The organism is Butyricimonas synergistica DSM 23225 (assembly GCF_000379665.1).
Lineage (GTDB): Bacteria > Bacteroidota > Bacteroidia > Bacteroidales > Marinifilaceae > Butyricimonas > Butyricimonas synergistica.
Genome location: NZ_KB903359.1, coordinates 1348090 through 1369376, shown reverse-complemented (window position 1 = coordinate 1369376; position 21287 = coordinate 1348090). Strand labels below are relative to the sequence as shown.

The window sequence follows — 21287 nt, the reverse complement described above, 5'->3', positions numbered from 1 at the left end:
ATAGCATAAATATAAAAGTAGATTATGAAGAATTTTGCAATATTCGGAGTTGCCGGGTATATCGCTCCCAGGCATCTGCGTGCGATTAAAGATACCGAAAATCGTTTGGTAGCGGCGTATGATAAGTTTGATAGTGTGGGAATCATGGATAGTTATTTTCCGGATTGCTCGTTTTTCACGGAGATGGAGTTGTTCGACCGCCATTGTTCCAAGTTGAAAAAGACGACGAGCCGGGTAGACATGGTGGCTATTTGCACTCCGAATTATTTGCATGATGCGCATATTCGTTACGGTTTGCGATTAGGAGCAGACGTGATTTGCGAGAAGCCTCTGGTGTTGAACCCGTGGAATATTGATGCATTGGAAGAGGTGGAACGGGAGACTGGGCATAAGGGATACACGATTTTGCAGTTGCGTTTGCATGATTCGATCAAGGCGCTGAAAAAAAAGATTGACGAGGGACCTAAAGATAAAGTGTACGACGTGGACTTGACGTATATTACGTCCCGGGGAAATTGGTATTACACGAGTTGGAAAGGTGACGAGCGTAAGAGTGGAGGGGTGGCTACGAATATCGGGGTGCATTTCTACGATATGTTGTCATGGATATTCGGTCCGGTGAAGGAAAATATCGTGCATGTGATGAGTCATGATCGAGTAGCGGGTTTTCTCGGGTTGGAAAAAGCCCGTGTGCGGTATTTTCTGAGTATAAATGCCGATAATTTACCGGAGAATGCCGTGGAGGGCGAGAAACGGACGTTCCGTTCAATTCAGATAGAGGGTGAAGAATTCGAGTTTAGCCAAGGATTCACGGAATTGCACACGGAGAGCTATCGCCACATTTTGGCGGGTGAGGGTTTTCGTATAGAGGAAGCCCGAAATTGTATTGGTATCGTGCATGACATCCGGCACGCTACGCCAATAGGGTTGAAGGGGGATTATCATCCGTTGGCGAAATTGCCTTTGGCAAAACATCCGTTCGGGTGGAACCGTTGATAATTTAGTGATTTAGAGATTGACGATTTAGTGATTAAAAATGACGATGAAAGTAATAGATAATGAATTATTGGATGAAGTGTCCCGGCAGGCGAGGGAGAGTGAGCGTTTACGCATGAATTACAATTTTCATGATTCACTGGATGCGAAGGCGCAACGCTTGCTTAATGCTTTGGAGCCGGGAACTGAATTGCCCGTGCATAGGCATTGTATGACAGCCGAAACCTATATCGTGTTGAGGGGTAGAATCCGAGTGTTTTTCTATGATGACGACAAGCGGGTAACAGAGGAGGTAGAACTCGACCCGTCGGAAGGAAATTACGGTATTCATATTCCAGCCGGGCAATGGCACACGTTGGAAGTTGTGGAGAAAGATACCGTGATTTTTGAAGTGAAAGACGGACCTTATATGCCAATCGAGCCAAAAGATCGGTTAGATTGACGGATTTTGAATTGATGATTTTAGATGCGTATTTATGTACAATAAATTGATAAACAAAGAGGCGAAGTTGGCACTGATCGGTTTGGGATACGTGGGGTTGCCGATTGCTTTGGAATTTGCGAAAAAAATTTCCGTGATAGGTTTTGATATAAGTGAGGAGCGTTTGGCGAAGATGCGGAATCATATAGACCCTAGCGGAGAATTGGAAGTGGAAGCTTTTGAAGGTAGCGATATCGAGTTCACGGCTTCGGTGGATGTGTTGAGGGAGGCTTCGTTTTTTATCGTGGCGGTTCCGACACCGATAGATCGTTTTAATCAACCGGATCTGACTCCTTTATTGGCGGCTTCCCGTACCGTGGGAAAAGCTTTGAAAAAAGGAGATTACGTGGTATATGAATCTACCGTGTATCCCGGATGTACGGAGGAGGATTGTGTACCCGTGTTGGAAGAGGTTTCCGGGTTACGGGCGGGTGTGGATTTCAAGATAGGATATTCTCCGGAGCGAATTAATCCCGGGGATAAGGTACACACGTTGGCAAACACGGTGAAGATTGTTTCTGGCTGTGATGCCGAAACATTGGAAACGGTGGCAAAGGTATACGAGTTGGTGGTGAAGCCGGGTGTACATCGTGCCCCCAACATCAAAGTGGCAGAGGCGGGAAAGATTATCGAGAATACGCAACGGGACGTGAATATAGCTTTAATGAACGAATTGTCCATTATTTGCAGCCGTATTGGTATCAACACGTATGATGTGTTGGAAGCTGCGGGAACAAAATGGAATTTTTTGAAGTTCTATCCCGGTTTGGTTGGGGGGCATTGTATTGGTGTCGATCCGTATTATTTGGTACATAAAGCGAAAGAATTGAAGTATCATCCGCAGATGATTAATGCCGGGCGGTTCGTGAACGATTCTATGGGCGGGTATATCGCCAAGAAAATTGTGAAACGAATGATTGCCATGGGTAAGAATATTTTGGGCGCAAGGGTGCTGGTAATGGGAATCACGTTTAAGGAAAATGTGTCGGATATCCGGAATTCGAAGGTGGTAGATATTGTGAACGAGTTGAAAGATTTCGGGGTAGACGTGGATGTTACTGACCCGCATGCGGATCCGGAAGAGGTGATTCGGGAATATGGATTCCCGTTAATCGAGCAACCGAGAGCTAATTATGATGCGGTTATTGTAGCCGTTTCCCACATGGAGTATCTCGACTTGGACGAGATGTATTTTCAGGGACTGACATACGAGCATGCGGTGCTTGGAGATGTAAAAGGTATTTATAGGGGAAAAATTCATCAATTGAAATACTGGAGCCTATAAATAAAATGATAACTTCGCGTCATAAATAGAAGATATGAAAGGAATTGTATTAGCCGGTGGATCCGGGACCAGGTTATATCCAATTACCAAAGGCGTATCGAAGCAATTATTGCCGATATATGACAAGCCAATGGTGTATTATCCTATTTCAGTGTTAATGCTGGCAGGAATCAGGGATATTTTAATTATTTCTACACCCCAGGATTTATCGGGATTTAAGCGTTTATTAGGTGATGGCTCCGATTATGGGGTGCATTTTACTTATGCCGAACAACCCAGCCCGGATGGGTTAGCACAAGCATTTATCATCGGCGAGGAATTCGTCGGGAATGATTCGGTGTGTTTGGTGTTAGGGGATAATATTTTTTACGGGCAACATTTCACGGGAATGTTGTTGGATGCCGTGAAACACGCGGAAGTTGAAAATAAAGCTACCGTATTCGGTTACTGGGTGAATGACCCGGAGCGGTACGGGGTTGCCGAGTTTGATAAAGACGGGAATGTGTTGAGTATCGTGGAAAAGCCGAAAGAGCCGAAGTCCAATTACGCAGTGGTGGGGTTGTATTTTTACCCGAATGAGGTGATACAAGTGGCAAAGAATATTAAACCGTCTGCCCGCGGAGAGTTGGAAATTACTTCCGTGAACCAGGTTTTTTTGGAAAAAGGGGATTTGAAAGTACAGTTATTGGGGCGTGGCTTTGCGTGGTTGGATACAGGTACTCACGATTCATTGGCTGAGGCATCTACTTTTGTCGAGGTAATCGAGAAACGCCAAGGATTGAAAATTGCCTGCCTGGAAGAAATCGCTTATCGCAAAGGATGGATTGAAGTAGAGCAGTTAAAGGAGTTAGCCCAACCTATGATCAAAAATCAATACGGACAATATTTGTTGAAACTACTCCAGTAGTTTCAACAAGTTTTTGGTTGCGTGTGTCGTATTATTAAAAATAAATTGTTATAGCTAATGAAGAATATTTTAATAACCGGCGGTGCCGGGTTTATTGGTTCGCATTTGGTCAGACTAATGGTGAATAAATATCCGGAATACCGTATCGTGAATTTGGATAAGTTGACTTACGCGGGAAATCTTGCGAATTTGAAAGATGTGGAAAACAAGCCGAACTATGTATTTGTAAAAGCAGATATTTGTGATTTCGAGCGGATACGTGAGATTTTTTCAGATTACCAGATTGACGGAGTAATACATTTGGCGGCAGAGAGCCATGTGGATCGTTCGATCCGAGATCCATTTTCTTTTGCACAGACGAATGTGATGGGGACTTTGAGTTTGCTGCAAGCGGCTAAATTAGCATGGGACGGGAACTTTGACGACAAATTATTTTATCATGTATCGACAGATGAGGTATACGGTTCATTGCAATCGGATGGCGGTTTCTTCTTGGAGACGACGAAATATGATCCCCATTCCCCGTACTCGGCATCGAAAGCATCTTCCGACCATTTCGTGCGGGCTTTTCATGACACATACGGGATGCCCGTGAAGATTTCCAATTGTTCGAACAATTACGGGACTTATCAATTCCCGGAGAAATTGATACCTTTATTTATTAATAATATACGTCATAATAAACCACTTCCGGTGTACGGGAAAGGTGAGAACGTGCGGGATTGGTTGTTCGTGGAAGATCATGCTCGTGCTATTGATTTGATATTCCACAAGGGGAAAGTCGGAGATACGTATAATATTGGAGGTTTCAACGAATGGAAGAATATTGATTTGATCAAGGTAATGATTAAAGTAACGGATCGTCTTTTGGGACGTCCGGAAGGCTCTTCCGAGAAACTGATTACTTACGTGACTGATCGTGCCGGACATGATTTGCGTTATGCCATAGACTCCACAAAACTGCATAAAGAATTGGGATGGGAACCCTCTTTGCAGTTCGAGGAAGGTATTGAAAAAACTGTGAAATGGTATCTGGATAACCAAGATTGGCTGGATAACGTAACTAGTGGTGAGTATATGAATTATTACAAGGAAATGTATAACCAGTAGAGGAAAATTACAATGAGGGTAATAAAAACGGAAATAGAGGGGGCGGTTATTATTGAACCGCAAGTGTTTGGAGATGAACGCGGGTATTTTTTCGAGAGTTATTCCGCAAAATGGTTTGACGAGAACGTGAGTGAAGTTCATTTCGTGCAGGATAATGAATCGAAATCCAAATACGGGGTATTGAGAGGATTGCATTATCAATTGCCTCCTTACACGCAGGCAAAGTTGGTAAGGGTCGTGAAAGGTAAAGTCTTGGATGTGGCTGTGGATATGCGAAAAGATTCTCCCACCCTTGGAAAACACGTGGCAGTGGAGTTGAGCGAAGAGAACAAGCGGATGTATTTCATTCCGAAAGGATTTGCACACGGTTTCGTGGTGCTGAGTGATGAAGTGATATTTCAATATAAATGTGACGAGTTTTACGCCCCTGGGCATGAAGCGGCTGTACGCTATGATGATCCGGTATTAGGTATTGATTGGAAAATTCCAACAGAGGATATTATTTTATCCGAAAAGGATAAGAAGCATCCGGGATTTAAGGATGCAGTATTGTTGTAAAAGAGGATAGAATGAAGAATTTTTTATTTGGACCGAAGGGATTAGCGACAAAGATCGTTCATATGCGTTATCTTAGTCGTTGGATTGTCATGGGAGGCGATGTCATGTTGTCAACTGGAGTGACGGTTTTTGCCTATTGGTTCGTACGTTTCGTGAGAGAAGAACCTATAATCTGGTCTGTTGTTGGCTGGCTGGCTGTTTTTTCTGCAATAATCAGTGCATTGTCGTTTGCCGTATTGCATTCGCACCGTATGGTAATGCGTTTTACGACCTTGCGGGAGACGTGGCGTCTGGGAGTAGCCATGTTGTTGAAGGTTATTGTATTGTATCCTTTGGTACATGAGATATACCCTGAGATTTCCGGTTGGCGTTTGATTTTTGGTGGAATACTGGATATGATGACTACAACGGTGGCATTAGTTTCTGTCCGCGTGTTACTGGTAACCGTGTACGATTATTTGAAAGTACGAGTAAACGGGGGACAAAAGAGGGTGTTGATTTATGGAATGGATGATTGTAGTGCCTCTTTGAGTAATGCCGTATCCAATAGTTTTTTGCCTTCTTATAAGGTAACCGGGTATCTGACTATTGGGAAACGATACAAGCATTACCGGTTGTCGGGAGAATACGTTTATTTCGTGATGGGAGAGGATTCTTTTACTCGTTTGGTGAAGCGTTTGAGAATAGATGGGATTGTGTTTCCTAATTATCAAAAAGCGCAGGAAGAACAAAAACGATTAGTTAGTTATTGCCAAAAGTTGGGGTTGGAAATGTTGGTTTTGCCGTCAGTGGAAGAAGTAAATGACGGTCAATTACCTCGTCCTCAAATGAAAGAGATTCGTTTGGAGGAATTATTGGGTCGTGATGAGATTAAAATCAGCATGAAGGAGATCGGTGAAGGATTAGACGGTAAGGTTGTGATGGTAACAGGTGCTGCCGGGTCAATCGGAAGTGAGTTATGTCGTCAATTGACACGTTTCAATATAAAGCAGTTGGTCTTTTTTGATTCGGCAGAAACACCGATGCATAATATCCAATTGGAATTCACGGATAAATTTCCTAAGGTGCATTTTGTGCCTGTGATCGGTGACGTGAGGTCACGGGAGCGGGTGGATTTCGTGTTCCGGAATTATCATCCTCAGGTTGTATTTCATGCGGCGGCATATAAACACGTGCCTTTGATGGAATTGAATCCTTGTGAGGCGGTGCGGGTCAACGTGTACGGAACGATGAACGTGGCAGACCATGCCGTTCGTTATGGTGTGGAGCAGTTTGTTATGGTTTCAACGGACAAAGCCGTGAATCCCACGAACGTGATGGGGGCTTCCAAGCGTTTGGCTGAGATTTACGTGCAAAGCCTGAGCGTCGCTATTCGTGATGGAGTGCATGAGGGGGTTACTCGTTTTATCACGACAAGATTTGGCAATGTGTTGGGGTCTAACGGATCGGTTATCCCGAGATTTCGTGAGCAGATTCGTAACGGGGGACCTGTAACCGTGACTCATCCGGATATTATTCGTTATTTCATGACAATTCCCGAGGCTTGCCGATTGGTGATGGAAGCGGGAATCATGGGGAAAGGTGGAGAAATATATATATTCGAGATGGGGCGTCCGGTCAAGATTGCCGATATGGCGAGAAAAATGATTGAGTTGTCAGGCTTTGATCCGGATAAGGATATTTCTATTATCTACACGGGGTTAAGACCGGGGGAGAAATTGTACGAGGAATTACTAAGTAACAAGGAAAATACTTTACCAACAGCACATAACAAAATTCGAGTGGCTAAAGTACGGGAATATAATTATTCGGAAGTTGTCAAGGAACTTAATAAACTGAATGAATTGGCTGCTTTGGTGAATATTCCGGAAATGGTGAAGATGATGAAGAATATTGTACCGGAGTTCATTAGTAAAAATTCGGAATTCGAGATGTTTGATAAAAAATAAAATCTAAAATAGGAAGGGTTATGGCTAATATATTAGTAACAGGAGCGAACGGGCAACTGGGAACTGAATTAAGGAATAGAAGTTTTTCGTTGTTGGATGACGTGTTTTACACGGACGTGGAGGAGTTGGATATCACGAGTGAGAAAGCGGTGTCCTCATTTATTGAAACACATGAAATAGACACGATCATTAACTGTGCGGCATATACTGCGGTAGATCAGGCTGAGGAAGATGAAGCACGTGCTGCCAAAGTGAACCGGGATGCCGTGGCTAATTTGGCAAATGCCGCGATGAAGTATGATTGCTTGTTTCTGCATATTTCAACAGATTACGTGTTTGACGGGACGGCAGAACAACCCTATATAGAGAAGAGTGCAACTAATCCGCAAACTGTGTACGGGCGGACGAAATTGGAGGGAGAAGAGGCGATAAAAAAATCGGGATGTATGTATATTATTATTCGTACGGCATGGTTATATTCCGCTTATGGTCACAATTTCGTGAAAACAATAGCCCGTTTGGCAAATGAACGGGATGAGATAAACGTGGTGAATGACCAGTGGGGTACACCGACATATGCAGGTGATCTGGCGGAGGCGATTATCAAGATTATGGAGAATGAAGACTTGCCCGAATGGGAAGGAATCTACCATTTCACGAATGAAGGGGTATGTACTTGGTATGATTTTGCAAAAGAGATTGTTGCTATTACCGGGGCAGATTGTAAAGTAAATCCGGTAACTACTGATGAATATCCGGTTAAAGCAAAACGACCCGCGTACTCTGTTCTTGATAAAACAAAGATTAAAAATACTTTTGAATTGGAAATCCGGGATTGGAGAGATGCATTAAAAAGTTGCATGGCAACTTTTTAACGCGTACCTTTGCGGGCGTTTTTAGAAAAAGATAAATAATGATTACAGTTTCGGATTTAGAGATTCAATTTGGGAAAAGGACATTGTTCCGGGATGTGAATTTGAAGTTTACTCCAGGGAATTGTTATGGGGTGATAGGTGCTAACGGTGCCGGGAAATCTACTTTTTTGAGGATTTTAAGCGGGGATTTAGACCCGACTCGGGGTTCCGTGATGTTCGGACCCGGAGAACGATTGTCTGTGTTGAAACAAGATCACTTCGCTTATGACGAGAGTACGGTATTGGATACCGTGTTGCAAGGGCATTCCGCCTTGTGGAAAGTGATGCAAGAGAAGAATGCTATTTACATGAAAGAAGATTTCTCCGATGCGGATGGCATTCGGGCGGCAGAGTTGGAAGAACAATTTGCGGCGATGGATGGTTGGAATGCGGAGAGCGATGCTGCCAATTTGTTGAGTGGGTTGGGGATCAAAGAGAATTTGCATTATTCGTTAATGAAAGATATAAGCGGTAAGCAAAAAGTGCGGGTGTTGTTGGCACAAGCATTGTTTGGTAAGCCGGATAATTTGTTATTAGACGAGCCCACGAACGACTTGGACTTGGAGACGGTGATGTGGTTGGAGAATTATTTGGCAAATTACGAGAATACCGTGTTGGTCGTATCGCATGACCGCCACTTCCTGGATGCTGTTTGTACTCATTCCGTGGATATCGATTTTGGTAAGATTCAGATGTTTGCGGGAAACTATAGTTTCTGGTATGAGTCGAGTCAGTTAGCATTGCGTCAGGCTCAGGCTAAGAACAAGAAAGCTGAAGAGAAAAGGAAAGAGTTGCAGGAATTTATATCCCGTTTCAGTGCTAATGTGGCTAAATCAAAGCAGACAACTAGCCGTAAGAAAATGTTGGAGAAACTGAATGTAGAGGAAATATTACCTTCAACACGTAAATACCCGGGAATTATTTTTACCCCGGAACGGGAAGTGGGTGACCGAATTTTGGATGTGCGGAATTTAAGTAAGACCGTGGAGGGACAGGTTTTGTTCAAGGATGTCGAATTTACCGTGGAGAAGGGAGATAAGATTGCCTTCTTGTCTAGAGATCCTAGAGCTATGACCGCCTTGCTAGAGATCATAACAGGTAATGATAAGCCGGATTCGGGCAGTTTCACGTGGGGAGTGACAATCACGAATGCTTATTTACCATTGGATAATTCCGCATATTTCCAGACGGATATGACACTAGTGGAATGGCTGGGACAATATTCCGCGGACACGAGCGAAACTTTCTTGAGAGGTTTTCTCGGGAAGATGCTTTTCTCGGGTGAAGATATATACAAAAGAGTCAAGGTTTTATCCGGAGGAGAGAAAATGCGTTGTATGATAGCTAAAATGATGTTGACAAACGCTAATGTTCTAGTTCTGGACTCTCCCGCGAATCATTTGGATTTGGAATCTATACAGGCATTTAACAATACTTTGGTGGCGTTCAAAGGGGTTGTTTTGATGAACTCTCATGACCACGAGATCATACAAACGGTGTGTAACCGAATCATAGAATTGACACCCACGGGTATGATAGATAAGCGAATGGAGTTTGATGATTATATCACCAACGAAAAGATCAAGGAACAACTGAATCAAATGTATTGATTTTATAAATCAATTTTTTATAAATACCCGAAAGTGATATAGTGTAGTATTGCTTTCGGGTATTTTATTTGCATTTTGTGATATAGCACTTTGTTATTTCAATAGATTCCGTACTCTGGTTTTTAATTCTCGTGGATTAAAAGGCTTTAGTAAAAAGTCAGAAGCTCCAGCTTCCAGTAATTCGATTCGGTTAGTGCTACTCTCCAAACAGGATAGAATAATCACGGGAATAAAGTTGAACCTCGAACTAGCTTTCAGATGTTTCAAAAATGTTTTGCCATCCATTTCCGGCATATTAATATCCGATATAATCAAGTCCGGAACATTCCCGGCATACATCCATGCCAAAGCCTCAATTGGGTTGCCTTCCGAATGTACTTCGTAATCTTTAGATAACTGTATCATGACAACCTTTGTGATCTCGGGTTTATTATCGACAATCAAAATACTTTTATTCATAACGAACGCTCTCCTTCTCTTTATGCTTGCAAATATATAATATTGCTACGATGTAGCGTTTTTTTTTGTGAATTATAGTTTGTACATTTGTAGCTGTAATTACGTGCGTTATTAAATAATACGATGTGTATGAAGATAAATCCAGCTGAATATAAAATACTTGTAGTGGATGATGTTCAGTCAAATGTTTTGTTGTTAAAAGCATTGCTTGGACGTGAGGGGTTTAATATCATTTACGCCATGAATGGGACAGAAGCGTTGGAAAAGGTGAAAGACGAGTCCCCGGATTTGATCCTGTTGGATGTCATGATGCCTGATATGGACGGTTTTGAAGTGGCTGGACGTTTGAAAGTGGAGCCGCCACAAGCGGAGATTCCTATTATATTTTTAACAGCTTTGAATGATTCTGCCAGTGTTGTGAAGGGATTTCAACTCGGGGCGAATGATTTTATTTCTAAACCCTTTCGCCGGGAAGAATTATTGATACGTGTGGAACATCAACTCTCTTTGGTAGATGCTCGTCGTATTATTTTGCGCCAGACGGAAGAACTGCGAAAGACTATTGCCGGGCGGGATAAACTTTATTCGGTTATCGCTCATGATTTGCGTTCGCCTATGGCATCGATCAAGATGTTGTGTAATACTATTATGATGAGCATTGAGCCGGGATCAGTTCCCGCGGATGTTTTTGAGATGTTGGAAATGGCGAATAAGACTTCGGAGGAAGTATTCTCGTTGCTGGATAACCTGTTGAAATGGACCAAGAGCCAGTTGGGCAAATTGTCGAATGTGCCTCAACCGGTGGATCTCGTGGGGCTTGTCGAGGGGGTGATTGAGGTGTTTAATCCAATAGCGGAGAGTAAGTCAATCAATTTGGCATTGGAGCATAGCGTGAATAATGTTGAGGTTGTGGTGGATATAGAGATGATTAAGTCTGTCGTGCGTAATTTGATTTCTAATGCGATAAAATTCAGTAATAAAGATACGATAATCACGACTCATGTTGAGGTCAGGGTAGGGGAGGGCAACGTGGACAAAGAAGTGGTAGTGACAGTTTCCGATAAGGGATGCGGTATAAAAGAGGAGGATCAGCCTAAGTTGTTGAATGAGGCGACTCATTTCACGACTTTCGGAACGAATAGTGAAGAGGGTTCAGGTTTGGGATTACTGTTGTGTAAAGACTTCGTGGTGAAGAATCACGGTCGACTTTGGTTTACTTCCCAGTATGGAGTCGGTTCTAATTTCAGTTTTTCTCTTCCCATAAAGTGATTTTACCTATGGTAAAATCACTTGCAGGTTGTTGTGTAACGACAAATTGTTTGAACTATACTTTAAAAATAAAACGGGCGATCAATCGATCGCCCGTTTCTATTTTAGTTAAATTCTTTTAGAATCTTCTCTACTTCTCCGGGTGTTACCCGTCCGTATACTTTTTCTCCGATTAGTACAACCGGAGCGAGCCCGCAAGCACCCACGCAACGTAAACTGGTAAGAGAGAATTTCCCGTCAGGGGTAGTTTCTCCAACGTTGATTTTCAAAACTCGTTTGAATTCATCCAGCACTTTCTCTGCGCCGCGTACATAACAAGCGGTACCCATGCACACGGAAATCGGGTGTTCCCCTTTTGGGGTCATGGTGAAGAAAGAATAGAAGGTTACAACCCCGTACACTTTTGAAACGGGTATATTTAGTTGACGAGCAATTACTTCCTGTACTTCTCTCGGAAGGTAGCCAACTAATTCTTGTGCTTTGTGTAGGACGTTGATTAACTCTCCCTCTTGGTTCCCGAACTCTTCACACAGTTTTACCAGCTGGTCAACTTTGCACTTTGCTAATGATATTTGTGTCATAATGATATTCCGAATAATTATTGTTCAATAATCTCTTTTCCTCTGTTGAAATAGCACGTGTGCAATAAATGATGTGCTCTCTCGCTCATGGGTTTACCCAAGAATTCCTCGTACAACGAAACGATGTAAGGATTCTCGTGCGATTTCCTGAAACTTTTCTCCGCGTCTTCCGTGTAAAGAGCTTTCGCGCGGGCTTTTATGCGAGCGGAATCTCCGTGATGGAACGGTTGACCGCCGCCACCGATACATCCGCCGGGACAAGCCATAACCTCGATAGCGTGGTATTTGCAGGTTCCTGCACGAAGTTCATTCATGAGTTTGCGGGCGGTTCCCAAGCTATGGGCAACGGCTACTTTCAACTCGAAACCGTCCACGTCGATAGTCGCTTCTTTCAAATTCTCGATACCTCGAACTCCCTCGAAGTCTACGTTTTCCAGCGTTTTTCCTGTCTGAATCTCGTAAGCGGTACGCAAAGCTGCTTCCATCACACCTCCCGATGCTCCGAAGATTACTGCGGCGCCCGTAGATTCTCCTAATGGTGCGTCGAAGTCCTCATCGGGCAATTGCATGAAGTTGATGTTCGTTTCTTTAATCAAGGCAGCTAATTCGCGGGTGGAAATAGAGTAATTTACATCCGGGTCGCCGTTTGTTTTGAATTCGTCACGTTCGCTTTCAAATTTCTTAGCTAAACAAGGCATCACGGATACCACGATCAAATCTTCACGTTTGATACCCATTTTTTCTGCCCAGTAAGTTTTGGCAATCGCCCCGAACATTTGTTGCGGTGAACGTGCGCTTGACGGTCTGTCCAGTAAATCGGGGAATTGTTTCTCGAAGAAGTTCACCCAACCCGGGCAGCATGACGTGATAATAGGTAATTTCACCTCCTTGTCGCCATTCAGGAATGCATTCAGACGTCCCAGTAATTCGGTACCTTCCTCCATGATGGTTAAGTCGGCAGCGAAATCGGTATCGAATACTTTAGCGAAGCCTAATTGACGTAAAGCGGCAACCATTTTCCCGGTTACAGATGTCCCTGCCGGTAAACCGAACTCTTCGCCTAAAGCGGCACGCACGGCTGGTGCTGTCTGAACGATCACGGTCTTGCTTGGGTTTGCCAAATCGTTAATCAATCGATTCGTGTGTGATAATTCTGTCAATGCGCCCACTGGGCATACGGCAACGCACTGTCCGCAGAATGTACATTCGGAGTCAATCAACGCTTCGTCGAAAGCGGGCATTACTACGGATGAGAATCCGCGATTTACGGCACCCAGTGCACCGACAGTTTGTACGTCGTTACACATCATCTCGCAACGGCGGCAGTAAATACATTTGGAGGCATCCCTGCGGATAGAGGGGGATAAATCTACTTTGAATTCTGATTTCTCTCCGGCGAAAGGAATTTCCCGGATACCTAGTTTGATTGCGGTGTCTTGTAATTCGCAATTTCCGGATTTGGCACATACCAAACAATCTGATGGGTGGTCGGATAACATCAATTCCAACACGACCCGACGTGCGTTCAACACGCGCATAGTATTGGTACGTACCACCATATTATTCTCGCACCGGGTGGCGCAAGAGGGAGCCAGGTTCTTTCTGCCTTCCACCTCAACCACGCAGATACGGCAGGATGCCGGGGCGTTTTTGATGCATAAATCTTTCAGGTTCATGTAGCAAAGGGTGGGTATGTCGATACCCAGTTCCCGGGCTGCTTCAAGAATCGTGGTTCCCTTGGGAACGCTGATTTCTCGGTTATCTATTTTTAGTGTTATATTATTTTCCATCTTTAAAATCTCCTTGGCTTAGCAGGTTGCCTAAGCAATTTTCAATTTTCAATTCTCAATTATCTCGTGCTAACCGCTTTGAACTTACATTTCTCCATACAAGCGCCACACTTGATACATTTTGCGGTATTGATGAAATGTGGTTCTTTTCGTTCTCCCACGATAGCGTCCACCGGACAGTTGCGTGCGCACAAGCCACAGCCGATACACAGTTCCGGATCGATGTGGTACATCAATAATGCCTTACATTTCCCTGCCGGGCATTTTTTGTCCTTAATGTGAGCTAGATATTCGTCATAGAAGTTATCAATAGTCGACAGTACCGGGTTCGGGGAAGTTTGTCCCAATCCGCAAAGCGCTGTATCCTTGATTACGCGGCTGAGGTTTCGCAGCGTGTCGAGGTCTTCCATGGTTCCTTTTCCTTGAGTGATTTTGTCCAGAATCTCGTGCAAGCGTTTGTTTCCAACACGGCAAGGCGTACATTTACCGCAAGATTCTTCCACGGTAAATTCCAGGTAGAATTTAGCCACGGATACCATACAGTCGTCCTCGTCCATAACGATCATACCACCTGATCCCATCATAGAACCGGATGCCAACAAGTTATCGAAGTCGATAGGCACATCGAGGTGTTTCTCTGTCAAGCAACCGCCTGAAGGACCTCCTGTTTGTACTGCTTTGAATTTTTTGTCATTCTTGATACCGCCACCGATCTCGTAAATAACTTCCCGTAAAGTCGTTCCCATGGGTACTTCGATAAGTCCCACGTTGTTGATCTTTCCGGCGAGAGCGAATACTTTTGTTCCCTTGGAGCGTTCCGTTCCGATTTTGTTGAACCAGTTGGCTCCCTTCATGATGATAGCCGGGATATTTGCCAATGTTTCCACGTTGTTCACGTTGGTCGGGCGATTCAGGTAACCTGATTCTGCCGGGAAAGGCGGTTTCATGGTCGGTTCCCCGCGGTGTCCTTCCATGGAATGGATCAATGCGGTTTCCTCTCCACACACGAAAGCTCCCGCCCCGTAGCGTAGTTCGATGTCAAAAGTGAAATCGGTACCGAAAATATTTTGTCCTAACAAGCCATATTCTTTTGCTTGTTGGATCGCAATTTTCAAACGTTGGATAGCAAGCGGGTATTCTGCACGGATATACACCAAACCTTTGGTAGCCCCGATACTGTAACCGCAGATTGCCATTGCTTCTATCACGGAATGAGGGTCACCCTCCATGATAGAACGGTCCATGAATGCCCCTGGGTCGCCCTCGTCGGCATTACAAACCACGTATTTTTGGTCAGCTTGGTATTTGCTGGCAAATTCCCATTTCAATCCGGTAGGGAAACCGCCGCCTCCACGACCGCGTAAACCGGATAATTTGATTTCCTGGATCACCTCTTCCGGTTTCAGTTCGGTGATACATTTTGCCAGGGCGGAATACCCGTCACGAGCGATATATTCCTCGATATTCTCGGGATTGATAAATCCGCAATTGCGTAAGGCGATACGAAGTTGTTTCTTGTAGAATCCCATGTGCTTGGAATCGCTCACGGCTTCTTTTTTCTCCGGGTCTTTGTATAATAATCTCTCTACTTTTCTTCCTTTGATAACGTGTTCATTCACGATCTCTTCGGCATCCTCGGGCTTCACCTGCACGTAGAAGGTGTTGTCTGGCATGATTTTCACGATCGGTCCTTTCTCGCAAAAACCGAAACAACCGGTCGCGATGACTTGAACTTCGTCCTCCAGGTTTTTCTCTCTTAAACTTTCTTCCAGCCGGGTAATGATCTGTTGGCTGGCAGATGCTCTACATCCCGTTCCACCACAAACGAGGACATGCATTTTATAACTCATAGATATTCGGGTTTTGATTAGTTGTTCTATCTGTCTTTGATTGTATCAAAATTTACCGGAATGATGTCAGCCACCAGTTCGTCATTCTTTAAATATTTTTGAATGATTTCTTCCGCTCTTTCGGTGGTAACGTGCCCGAAAACGATGGGGTCTTTTCCCGGTTTGGTAATTTCAACTGTTGGTTCCGCATAGCAATACCCCATACATCCCGTTTGGGTAACGACAGCAACGATACCGTTTTTCTCCAGGTTCTCGATAAAATAATTCATGGTTTCTTTACTTCCCGCGGCGATACCGCAAGTTGCCATGGCTACTTTAATTTGAACCAAGCTCTCCACTTGTTCGCTTTTTTCACGAAGATCGATCTTCGTCTGTACGTTTTCCTTAATGCGTTTAAGGTCTGCAAGTGATTTGATTTTTTCCATTTTAAATGATTAAGGTTATTTTGTCTTATGTTGTTTGTGTTATTTCTTTTATATTTTCCCGTATCATTTGGCGCAATGCCATAACGATTTCGGGATCGTTAACGGGTACTCCTTCCATGATTTCTTTTACTTCTTCCGTGTCAAACGTGTAACACCCTTTCTCCGTGATATGCCGGTAAATAAATTCAATATCAGGGTTTGCCGAAACAAGAATTACGATAGAACCTGCCATGTCGCCCAGTGGCGGACGATCCCAATGTGTGAGGGAAAACTTGGCTTCCAGTGTCGTACCTACTCCTTGCTTTGATTCTATTTGTAATGTTCCTCCCGTTGCTTCAGCATTCTGTTTCAACAGGGGGATTCCGAGTCCCACTTTCCGTACAGTTCTGCTCGTGAAAAACGGGTCGGTTACTTTTGCCAGCGTGGCTTCATCCATCCCGCACCCGTTGTCACGGATGGTGAAGGTGAGGGAATCCGTGCTCGGATCCTCTTGCAAGTCGATTTCAACACGAGAGGCTTTGGCTCGTATAGAGTTTTGGGCTATATCTAAGATATGGTCCGATAACGTTTGCATTCCACGCTTGTTAAGTTTGACTTCGTTTTTTTCTCTTTCATGAGGTATTAAAGAAAAATATCTCGATTCAAATGTAATGAAATTCTTGAAATGAACAAGTGTTTGAGGGGGAAATTGCCTATAATATAGATTGTTTCTAATGAAAGATTTGTTTACCCAATCTTCCGGACCGCTCAACCCTTGAGTTACCGATACTCTACCTCAAGAACCAGCCATGAACCAATCATAAACGAAGCATAAACGTAGATTGGCGTCTATGCTACGTTTATGGTTGGTTCATGGCTGGTTTATGTGGTAGCCTAGGGGGCAGGGAGTGGTGGAGCTATGGTTTTTATTTACAAATTTATTCCTCAAATTCTATTTTCCCCGTGAGTGGTGAAAATAGTGGAATTTTAGGTTTGTTTTTTAATAAGTCCTTCACGTCGTCCAACGATAATTTGGGTACAGGTTCCGGTCCGGCAACTCGTCCGATGCGTCCTTGCAGGCAATATTGTTTGTAGGAGTTGGGAAGTTTGTTCAAGAGAAAGTCATCCAGTGTTTTTTGAGTTTCGATACTGGATTGTAAAGACCGTTTTTGTATTCTAAAGAGCATGTCATGCGACACGAACGTGCGGAAGACCGTGAGGGTTTTATCGAAAATTCCGAGAGCGATACCGTCTTTCAGGCAACAGGTAAAGCTATTGTCTTCTTTCTTTTTTTCTGATAGGGAAAAAGATATGTTATCTTTAATGAAGTAATCGATAACATCCATGCCCGGTGTGCATAGATTGTTGGGAATCAAATAGCGGTTGCGGTAGCGGCTGAAAAAATGCCCGGTAAACCGGCTGAAAGCCCATTCTTCGGTATCCAGATCGTAGAAAGGGAAAATGATCCCTGTACCTCTGGATGTCGCATAAGGAGAGTAAAAGTAGGTTTCGGGTGTTTCTCGAGTTTTTTTGCTGTGGCACGTGATCGTGACACGCCATTTGTTGTGTGTGGCAGGCGACCTCCATTCATGTTGGAAGGTCACGGGGTATTTTTTAGCAAAGAGGAAGTCTCGTCGGTGGATTTGGCATATTTTTTCTTTGTAATTTTCAAGAGCTGCCAAGTCCCGCCGAGTTTCTTTGATGATCTCTTCTGCTGTCATGTTTTCGATGAACATAATTTCCGATCTTTAAGGTTTTAAGTTTAAGATGGCATTCCGAATGGAATCAAATGATAAATTGGGTAGTGAAAGTATGGTATATATTTTCCCGATGTCTTCCACGTAATGCGCATCGGAAGAACGAATAAACGGGTTGCCGGACAAATAAGCATTTTGTTGGAGAAATTCTTCCGGTGTGATACGGAAGCTGAGTTCCAGAGCCTCGAATCGCAGATCCTTGGGTACGAATCCCAGTTGGGAGAGGATGCTGAACCTGGATTTGTCTATGTGAGCCGGGATGAAGATGCCTTCCATGGAATGTACTACCCGCTCTATGGTAGTGAGATCGACATCTAAAGCGGAGATCAACAGACGTTCCTCCTCGTAAGTGATTTGTTCCTCGGCATTGACTACTACCTGGTAGCCGAATTTGTCGGGGGTGTTTTTTATATTCGGTAGGTGATGGTCTAAATAAGTTTGAAATTCGGCAAGCCTTTCCAACGTGGGGAAGTAGGCAAGGGCGTGTACTTCTTCGATGGAATTGATTTCCGTACCGCAAAGTACCCGGAGTCCTTGTCGTTCTCCCAGTTCTTGAATGACCGGGGCTTGCCGGGTAGAATTGTGGTCGGATATTCCGATGAGGGAAATGCCTTTCCGTAAAGCCATACCAATGATGTTCGCGGGGCTCATTTCCAGATCCCCGCAAGGCGAGAGTACGGTGTGAATATGCAGATCGGCACGTATTTCCATCCCGGTCGCGATTAGGGGTGTAACAATTTGTAAAGTTGTCCCGTGATCTCAAACGCTTGCAACGGCGTGGAAAGAATCGGGATTTGCTCGTTGTTGCTTTCCTCTAGGGTGTCTTCCTCGGGAAGATGTCCTTTCACGAGGATGATGGCGGCAACCTCTTTCAACGAAGCGATAGCCATTACGTTTTTATGTGTCTGAAGGGTAATCCACACGTCGCCTTCTTGGGCATGTCCCATCACGTCGCTCAATAGGTCGGACGTGTAACCTCCTTTGATTTCTCTTTGCAATCCTTCTTTGCCCGAGCAAACGGTAAGATTTAAGCTTGAAATAATGTCTTGTACTGTCATGGTATTTTGTTTGTTTGGGTTCGTGATTTATTGTTTTTTACTCTTTGAATCGTTTGAGTCCCCACGTCTTTTCCGACAATTCGAGGGATTCGTCGGGTGTCATGAGGTCTTCCCTGCAAAGTATTTTTTGCATAAAGACGCATCGGTTCAGTTTTGCCTTGCCTTGCACGACATCACGGGCAAGGGTATGGCATGAGGGCGCCCCGCAAGCCCCGCAGTCTATTTGTGGAAGTACTCCCATGATGCGGTTTAGTTTTTGCATCTTTTCCATGGCAATGAGCATATTTTCGTCCAGTTGCTCGATGGAACGAGGGGGAATTTCTCCTGTTAGTTGTCCTTCTTTGAAAAGGTAGGATTCGTATTGTTGAATGTCATCCTGAGTGGTACAGTTTATTTTTTCGCTGGTTTCCATGCGTTTGCGCAGGCGTTCGATCGTTAAGAAACGATTGTTGACAGCTAAAGCACCTCCCGCGCAAGAGTGGTCACAGGCACGTAATTCCAGAAAGTCGATGTCCGTTAATTCGTCATTTTCCAATTTTTCCAGGATGTCGATCACGTTGTGGATCTCGTCAATGGCAAGGCAACGCCCTTCAAATTTGGATGCTTCTCCTTCCGTCAGAGCCCAGGCAATGGATTCCGGGGAAAGGTAGGTTTGTTCGGAAACGGGAGTGACGGGTTGATCCCGGTGTTGCGTGAGTCCCATCTGTATCTTGTTGTATATGAAATCGAGGTTGATTACCCCGTCGAGATTGGATTTATCGTCACCCACGGGACTTTTTACGGCGGCAATTTTTGCAGCACATGGGGTCACGTAGAAGATACCTACCTCTTCGGGATCTATGCCTTGGTCAAGGTATTTCCTTCTGGCAAATATGGCAGCCAAATCCATAGCTTGTTTGAGTGGAATAATGTGGTCGATAAGCGACGGGAAACGCACTTGTATCAAGCGTACTACCGCGGGACAGAATGCTGATATAAACGGTCTGTCGTGCGAGTTTTTCTGCATATAATTTCGCATGGCTTTTGTCAGAATGCCTGATGCTTGAGCGACCTCGATAACTTGCGTGAATCCCATCGAGTGAAGTTCCGCGAATATTTGCTGTTCCGTGATCTCTTCGGAAAATTGTCCGAACAACACGGTAGGGAGGAGAATAATCCGATGCTTGAAATTGAATATTTGGTTGAAATCGTCTTGCTCCACGTAAATCGCATGCCTGGGGCAGGACTTGAGGCACATGCCGCAGTCGACACAAGCATTCTTGTTTATTGTCGCCAGGCCGTCTTGAATGCGTATCGCTTGCGTTGGGCACAAGCTCATGCAATGCGTGCATCCAATACAGGCGGTTGGTGCTACTTTTAAGGCGTGGTAAAACGGTTCCATGTATTAATTTTAGATTTAATGATTTAAGATTTATGATTTCCACCACGATCTAACGTTTTTCTAATCGTAAATCGTAATTCATAAATCGTAAGTAAATTTGTTTTCAATTGAAATAAGTGGTCATAGTTACTTTCGTTCCCTCGTTTATTTTTGATTCAATGCTTAATTCGTCACAATTCTTTTGAATGTTTGGGAGTCCCATTCCCGCACCGAATCCCATTTCCCGGACTTCCGGGGAAGCCGTGGAATAACCTTCTTGCATGGCTAATTCGATGTCCGGGATACCGGGTCCCCGGTCGTTGATAACGACGGTGATCACGCTCGGATCGATGTTTACCTGCATGGTCCCCTCGTACGCGTGGGCGACGACGTTGACTTCTGCCTCGTAGAGTGCTACCACGATACGTTTTAATACTGATGGGTTAACATTCAGTTGTTTGAGTATTTTTTTTACTTCGCTTGAAGCGGAGCCGGCTCGGGAAAAGTTTCCTCCTTCAATGTTGTAGCTGAATTCCATGTTAGTTATTTTAATAAATGGGTTCTAGCCCAGCCTTGTACAGTTCTCCGCATACTTTGAACATGCTTTGTTTGCACTGTAGAATGGCGATGTTACACTCTTTGGCTAATTCTATCATGTCGGGGGAGGCTTGTTTTCCTCGAACGAATAGAACAAAACAAATGTCAGACATTTCTGCCGTCCGGATGACTTGCAGATTGGCGAGTCCCGTGATAAGTAGCATCTCGCTGGTATCTAGTCGGAGTACATCACTCATCAAATCGGCAGCAAACGCGTGACGGATAACTTTATCGAGGTGACCGTCTTCGTGAATTATCCGGGCATTAAGTAGCACAGCAACTTCTTTTAGAGTCATAGATTTGTAGTTTTTTGGTTGCTCCTAAATTAATTAAAATAATTCGGATTCTCAAA

At 44.1% G+C, this 21287-nt stretch carries 22 protein-coding genes; 10 read left to right on the top strand and 12 right to left on the bottom strand.

Annotated features, from left to right (window positions below):
- The first annotated feature begins 24 nt into the window (after window positions 1-24).
- From A3CY_RS0106025 to A3CY_RS0105985, 9 genes are read left to right on the top strand one after another with little or no spacing between them, the layout of a single operon-like run.
- On the top strand, window positions 25-996 hold the full coding sequence (locus A3CY_RS0106025) for a Gfo/Idh/MocA family oxidoreductase (RefSeq protein ID WP_018337008.1): 972 nt from the start codon (window positions 25-27) through the stop codon (window positions 994-996).
- Window positions 997-1042: 46 nt separating this feature from the next.
- Entirely contained in the window at window positions 1043-1438 is a 396-nt protein-coding gene (locus A3CY_RS0106020; RefSeq protein ID WP_026207363.1) for a WbuC family cupin fold metalloprotein, read from the top strand.
- A gap of 34 nt (window positions 1439-1472) precedes the next feature.
- Complete coding sequence (locus tag A3CY_RS0106015) at window positions 1473-2762, top strand: nucleotide sugar dehydrogenase (protein WP_018337006.1); 1290 nt, start codon at window positions 1473-1475, stop codon at window positions 2760-2762.
- 34 nt (window positions 2763-2796) lie between these two features.
- Entirely contained in the window at window positions 2797-3669 is an 873-nt protein-coding gene (rfbA, locus tag A3CY_RS0106010) for a glucose-1-phosphate thymidylyltransferase RfbA (protein WP_018337005.1), read from the top strand.
- A 57-nt stretch (window positions 3670-3726) separates the two neighbouring features.
- The gene (rfbB, locus tag A3CY_RS0106005; RefSeq protein ID WP_018337004.1) at window positions 3727-4779 is read left to right on the top strand and encodes a dTDP-glucose 4,6-dehydratase; all 1053 of its coding nucleotides are present in this window, start codon (window positions 3727-3729) and stop codon (window positions 4777-4779) included.
- A 12-nt stretch (window positions 4780-4791) separates the two neighbouring features.
- The gene (rfbC, locus tag A3CY_RS0106000) at window positions 4792-5337 is read left to right on the top strand and encodes a dTDP-4-dehydrorhamnose 3,5-epimerase (protein WP_018337003.1); all 546 of its coding nucleotides are present in this window, start codon (window positions 4792-4794) and stop codon (window positions 5335-5337) included.
- 11 nt (window positions 5338-5348) lie between these two features.
- Window positions 5349-7286, top strand: a complete 1938-nt coding sequence (locus A3CY_RS0105995) for a polysaccharide biosynthesis protein (protein WP_018337002.1) — start codon at window positions 5349-5351, stop codon at window positions 7284-7286.
- Between the two features lie 20 nt (window positions 7287-7306).
- Entirely contained in the window at window positions 7307-8161 is an 855-nt protein-coding gene (gene rfbD, locus A3CY_RS0105990) for a dTDP-4-dehydrorhamnose reductase (protein ID WP_018337001.1), read from the top strand.
- A gap of 38 nt (window positions 8162-8199) precedes the next feature.
- Window positions 8200-9810 carry an ABC-F family ATP-binding cassette domain-containing protein gene (locus A3CY_RS0105985; protein ID WP_018337000.1) on the top strand — a complete coding sequence of 537 codons (1611 nt, stop codon included), beginning with the start codon at window positions 8200-8202 and terminating at the stop codon, window positions 9808-9810.
- Window positions 9811-9903: 93 nt separating this feature from the next.
- On the opposite strand, the gene A3CY_RS0105980 is transcribed toward A3CY_RS0105985, so the two are convergent.
- Window positions 9904-10269, bottom strand: a complete 366-nt coding sequence (locus tag A3CY_RS0105980) for a response regulator (RefSeq protein ID WP_026207362.1) — start codon at window positions 10267-10269, stop codon at window positions 9904-9906.
- Window positions 10270-10392: 123 nt separating this feature from the next.
- On the opposite strand from A3CY_RS0105980, the gene A3CY_RS0105975 reads away from it, so the two are divergent.
- Window positions 10393-11538: a hybrid sensor histidine kinase/response regulator gene (locus tag A3CY_RS0105975; RefSeq protein ID WP_026207361.1), complete on the top strand. Its 1146-nt coding sequence runs from the start codon at window positions 10393-10395 to the stop codon at window positions 11536-11538.
- A 104-nt stretch (window positions 11539-11642) separates the two neighbouring features.
- Here the strand turns inward: A3CY_RS0105975 and nuoE are convergent, their stop codons facing one another.
- From nuoE to A3CY_RS0105920, 11 genes are all read right to left on the bottom strand, one after another.
- On the bottom strand, window positions 11643-12119 hold the full coding sequence (nuoE, locus tag A3CY_RS0105970; protein WP_018336997.1) for an NADH-quinone oxidoreductase subunit NuoE: 477 nt from the start codon (window positions 12117-12119) through the stop codon (window positions 11643-11645).
- 17 nt (window positions 12120-12136) lie between these two features.
- Window positions 12137-13909, bottom strand: a complete 1773-nt coding sequence (locus A3CY_RS0105965; protein ID WP_018336996.1) for an NADH-dependent [FeFe] hydrogenase, group A6 — start codon at window positions 13907-13909, stop codon at window positions 12137-12139.
- Between the two features lie 59 nt (window positions 13910-13968).
- Entirely contained in the window at window positions 13969-15759 is a 1791-nt protein-coding gene (locus tag A3CY_RS0105960) for an NADH-quinone oxidoreductase subunit NuoF (protein ID WP_018336995.1), read from the bottom strand.
- Window positions 15760-15785: 26 nt separating this feature from the next.
- Window positions 15786-16184, bottom strand: a complete 399-nt coding sequence (locus A3CY_RS0105955) for a (2Fe-2S) ferredoxin domain-containing protein (RefSeq protein ID WP_018336994.1) — start codon at window positions 16182-16184, stop codon at window positions 15786-15788.
- Window positions 16185-16209: 25 nt separating this feature from the next.
- A complete protein-coding gene (locus A3CY_RS0105950; RefSeq protein ID WP_018336993.1) occupies window positions 16210-16758 on the bottom strand; it encodes an ATP-binding protein in 549 nt (182 codons plus the stop codon).
- Window positions 16759-17101: 343 nt separating this feature from the next.
- On the bottom strand, window positions 17102-17899 hold the full coding sequence (locus tag A3CY_RS0105945) for a hypothetical protein (RefSeq protein ID WP_018336992.1): 798 nt from the start codon (window positions 17897-17899) through the stop codon (window positions 17102-17104).
- 12 nt (window positions 17900-17911) lie between these two features.
- Window positions 17912-18631 (bottom strand): PHP domain-containing protein, encoded by a 720-nt coding sequence (locus A3CY_RS0105940; RefSeq protein WP_018336991.1) that lies wholly within the window; start codon window positions 18629-18631, stop codon window positions 17912-17914.
- A gap of 11 nt (window positions 18632-18642) precedes the next feature.
- On the bottom strand, window positions 18643-18978 hold the full coding sequence (locus A3CY_RS0105935; RefSeq protein ID WP_018336990.1) for a DRTGG domain-containing protein: 336 nt from the start codon (window positions 18976-18978) through the stop codon (window positions 18643-18645).
- A 37-nt stretch (window positions 18979-19015) separates the two neighbouring features.
- Window positions 19016-20359: a [Fe-Fe] hydrogenase large subunit C-terminal domain-containing protein gene (locus A3CY_RS20350; protein WP_040371279.1), complete on the bottom strand. Its 1344-nt coding sequence runs from the start codon at window positions 20357-20359 to the stop codon at window positions 19016-19018.
- Window positions 20360-20462: 103 nt separating this feature from the next.
- Entirely contained in the window at window positions 20463-20876 is a 414-nt protein-coding gene (locus tag A3CY_RS0105925) for an ATP-binding protein (RefSeq protein WP_018336988.1), read from the bottom strand.
- A 10-nt stretch (window positions 20877-20886) separates the two neighbouring features.
- Window positions 20887-21231: a DRTGG domain-containing protein gene (locus A3CY_RS0105920; RefSeq protein WP_018336987.1), complete on the bottom strand. Its 345-nt coding sequence runs from the start codon at window positions 21229-21231 to the stop codon at window positions 20887-20889.
- Between the last annotated feature and the right edge of the window lie 56 nt (window positions 21232-21287).